Annotated in this window: 3 protein-coding genes and 1 tRNA gene; 1 reads left to right on the top strand and 3 read right to left on the bottom strand. The window is 51.4% G+C overall.

All coding sequences use genetic code 11. The features are described from left to right. Positions 1-363: 363 nt before the first annotated feature. Positions 364-876, bottom strand: a complete 513-nt coding sequence (nrdG, locus tag ACJROR_RS07555; RefSeq protein WP_406038621.1) for an anaerobic ribonucleoside-triphosphate reductase-activating protein — start codon at positions 874-876, stop codon at positions 364-366. 251 nt (positions 877-1,127) lie between these two features. Continuing rightward, positions 1,128-3,161: an excinuclease ABC subunit UvrB gene (gene uvrB / locus ACJROR_RS07550; RefSeq protein WP_406038601.1), complete on the bottom strand. Its 2,034-nt coding sequence runs from the start codon at positions 3,159-3,161 to the stop codon at positions 1,128-1,130. 290 nt (positions 3,162-3,451) lie between these two features. On the opposite strand from uvrB, the gene ACJROR_RS07545 reads away from it, so the two are divergent. Beyond that, positions 3,452-3,527: transfer RNA gene (locus tag ACJROR_RS07545), tRNA-Asn, on the top strand. 163 nt (positions 3,528-3,690) lie between these two features. Here the strand turns inward: ACJROR_RS07545 and ACJROR_RS07540 are convergent. Then, the coding region (locus ACJROR_RS07540) for a hypothetical protein (protein WP_406546587.1) at positions 3,691-3,955 on the bottom strand (265 nt) is incomplete at its 5' end.

Below are 3,955 nucleotides of genomic sequence, written 5' to 3'. Positions count from 1 at the left end.
AGTGCCATTAAGGAAAGAATGCGAGGAACAGGTCAGGAGAACATCCTGCTTTTTATCATTTTGCAAGAAAACGGGCTTTATCAAATTCTTATTTGCAAATTCTATTGCATTTTGCAACAACATAACCCTGCTGTAAATGATTGATCCTGCGAAGAGTCGCCTGATGGATATGCAACACATGGTCAGTTCTGCATGCATGGAGACTGGAAGATAACCCCGATACGGGGTTCAGGTCTGAGAAACTAATGACTGCGGCGGCAACGATAATGAGATACGGTGTCAGCCAAATCCGGGAACATCGGGGCGCAAGAGCATTACTTGCATTGCCCCTGTTTTTAACCGGTAACCTGGGCCGGCCTCCTATCAGTCCTTTTTCACCGGAAGATCTGCTTTCCAGGCGGCGTAGGAACGATTGAAACGGTAGATCACCTGATTGCTGCTGCCCCGGAATTCCAGAGAGGGATCCTTTTTATCCTGTTCAAATTTGCCATCAATAAGAACATCAATTAGGCTTACCACCTCCAGCTGCTCCGGGGTAAGCTCATCCTTGCGGTATCCGGTCCAAACCCAGATGTCCTTGTCCAGAGAACATTCCCGCCGCACTCTTTCGCAGATCGCCTTAACTGCGGGAACGTTGGCCGGCAGCAAAGGGTCTCCTCCGGTCAAAGTAAGCCCCCGCCGGCGGATTCTGGTGTCATTAAGATCCTGAATGATCTGGTCGCACATCTCATCGGTGAACGGAAAACCCGCATTAACATTCCAGGTGGACTGATTGTAGCAGCCCGGACAGTGGTGTTCGCAGCCGGCAACAAAAAGAGTGCATCTGGTTCCCAGCCCGTTCAGAACATCGATAGGGATATATTTACAGTAATTCATCTGAAACTGCCTCTTCTTGTTGTTTAACGAGTCATCTGAAAACGGATCGTGGAAAGCTTTAGGAGCCTTCATGAGGTCTCGCAGATCCGTCCGTCCATTATAACGGCTCCGTCTTTCTCTTCCTTGACGGCTGCCTGTTTTTTTAAAGAAAGCCGCAGGAAAAACGGCAGGACAATTCTAGTAAATTTCCGCAAAATTTTCCACATGTCCGGAGCCGTCCTGATCCGGAGACTCCGATTCAGGGGAAGAGTTCAAAGACTTTTCATCACATTTTCGCACTCCCGCATCAGATCCCGGAAATGAGCCGCCTCCTCGAACTTCAGGTTGCGGGCCGCCTCCTTCATCTTTCCTTCATATGCCTTCATAAGCTCCAGAATCTCCTTATCCGATTTTATCCGGGAGAGATCCTTCTTAAGATCGCCGGAAAGCCCCTGCTCCGCCGGGATCTCCGCGCCCTTCCCGTAAGGAGCCGCAATGTCCAGAATATCATTTACCGGCTTCACCAGCGGCGTTGGCTTCTGATGATGCTCCTTATTAAATTTTTCCTGCTTGAAACGGCGGCGGCGGGTTTCGTTCATCGCCGCCTTCATGGCCGGGGTTTCCGTATCGGCATAGAGAATGGCCCGGCCGTAAATATTGCGGGCGGCTCTCCCCATGGTCTGAATAAGCGCCATTTCGGATCTCAGAAAGCCCTGCTTGTCCGCATCCAGAATAGCCACCAGCGCCACCTCCGGCATGTCCAGACCTTCTCGCAAAAGGTTAATCCCCACCAGGGCGTCAAATTTCCCCAGCCGGAGATCCCTGATGATTTCCATGCGTTCCACCGTATCCACATCGGAGTGCAGATAGCGTACCCGAATCTGGTGCTCCTCCAGGTATTCCGTCAGGTTTTCCGCCATTCTCTTGGTCAGGGTGGTAACCAGAGCCCGCTGGTTTTTCTGAGCGCAGGCGCGGATTTCGCTCATCACGTCATCCACCTGACTGGCCACCGGACGTACCTCGATTTCCGGATCCAGAAGTCCCGTGGGCCGCACCACCTGCTCTGCCGACACTCCCCCGGCCTCGTCCAGCTCGTAATCCCGGGGAGTGGCCGAAACATAGATGGTCTGCGGCTGAATCTTCTGAAATTCTTCAAACCTGAGCGGGCGGTTATCCAAAGCCGAGGGCAGCCGGAAGCCGAAATCCACCAGGGTCTGCTTCCGGGACAGATTCCCCTTATACATGGCACCGATCTGCGGGACGGTCTCATGAGACTCGTCTATTATCAGCAGACTGTCCTCCGGAAGATAGTCAAAAAGACAGGGAGGCGGTTCTCCGGGCTTCTTTCCGGAGAGATAACGGGTATAGTTTTCAATACCGGAGCAGTACCCCAGCTCCTGCATCATTTCAATGTCATTCATGGTTCTTTCGTAAAGCCGCTGCTCCTCCACCAGTTTCCCGGCTTCATGGAGCTCCTGACAGCGGGCCTGAAGATCCGTCTTGATTTCCCCGAGAGCCCGGTTAATAACCGCCTGAGTGGTGGCATACTGATTTTTGGGATAGATGGTAACCCGGGGCAGATTCTCATGAAGATGTCCGGTAAGGGGATCGAAGGTGGAGATTCTTTCCACCTCATCATCAAAAAGCTCGATGCGCACCGCCAGGGAATCAGACTCGGCCGGAAAGACGTCAATGACATCGCCGTGAACTCTGAAGGTGGTTCTCTGAAAATCCAGCTCATTCCTGGTGTAGAGCATTTCCGAAAGCCTGTCCATGATCTTCTTAGGCGTTATGGGCTCCCCCACTGACAGATTGAGCAGCATCTCCATATATTCCCGGGGCTCGCCCAAACCGTAAATGGCGCTTACCGATGCCACGATGATCACGTCCCGTCTCTCCAGAAGAGCTTTGGTGGCGGAAAGCCGCATCTGCTCGATATGCTCGTTGATATCGGCATCCTTTTCAATATAGGTATCGGAGGCCGGAACATAGGCCTCAGGCTGGTAATAGTCATAATAGGAAACAAAGTATTCCACGGCGTTGTCCGGAAAGAAGCCCTTCATCTCTCCGTAAAGCTGAGCGGCCAGAGTTTTGTTGTGGGCCATGATAATGGTGGGCTTCTGCACATTCTGAATCACATTGGCCATGGTGAAAGTTTTGCCGGAGCCGGTCACGCCCAGAAGCACCTGCCGCGGCTTCCCCGCCTTGATGCCCGCTGTCAGAACTCTGATGGCCTCGGGCTGATCCCCGGCCGGGCTGTAGGATGAACATAGCCTGAAGGATCTGCCCCCGTCTTCCTGATGCATAAAAGCCTCCCGAAAAACTGTGATCTCAAAAAAAGCCGCCTTCTCCGGCCCGGAAGCTCCGGACAGGGGACGCGCAGCTCCTGAAATTGTAACAGCAAAACTGAATCCGGGCCCCGGAGAAGGCAAAAAAACAGCAAAATCCGCCCCGAAGCCGGAAAAACGGCGGAAAAACAGCCAAAAAAGGGCGGCCTCAGGGAAAAATACAATAATTATTTGACAAGCAGCACTGAAATCCGTATTATTACGCCCATGCAAAAGTTCCGGCTTCCGGGCCGGGCGATGTTTTGAGTTCCTCCTTAGTTCAGTCGGTAGAACGGCGGACTGTTAATCCGTATGTCGCTGGTTCAAGTCCAGTAGGAGGAGCCACGAAAATCTCAGCTTCTTTCTTTCACCTCCCTCTTAAGTTCCCTGCGAAACAACTTTATTTTGCTGACTGCAGTTTCGACGATAAATTAGCCAAGCCTTATGTTGTCAGTGTTTGACAAAAAAAATCGTGCACACAACCTTTTCCGTCTAATCTGATCGTTGACTACGCGCGTCCCTGACGAATATTTCCGGGATTTCCTGATTGTCTTTTCCGGTGAATCCCCTGCACGGGCGCGGATGAGATGTCCGCTCCTCCCCAGGCGGACTGCAGGAGACAACGGATATAGCCATCCCTCACAGTCAATGCGGGAAGGAACAGTAATGAAGTTCCGAGGAATAATTGTGTAATTACAACCATTATCGGTAAAAAATAATTAAATACAACACTATACGTAAATACATGATTTTTTAGTGAATTTGCAATAATA

The sequence above is a fragment of the Succinimonas sp. genome, assembly GCF_045225735.1.
In the GTDB taxonomy this organism is placed as follows: domain Bacteria; phylum Pseudomonadota; class Gammaproteobacteria; order Enterobacterales; family Succinivibrionaceae; genus Succinimonas.
The sequence above is the reverse complement of the archived record's forward strand: the minus strand, read 5'-3'. Positions and strand labels throughout refer to the sequence as shown.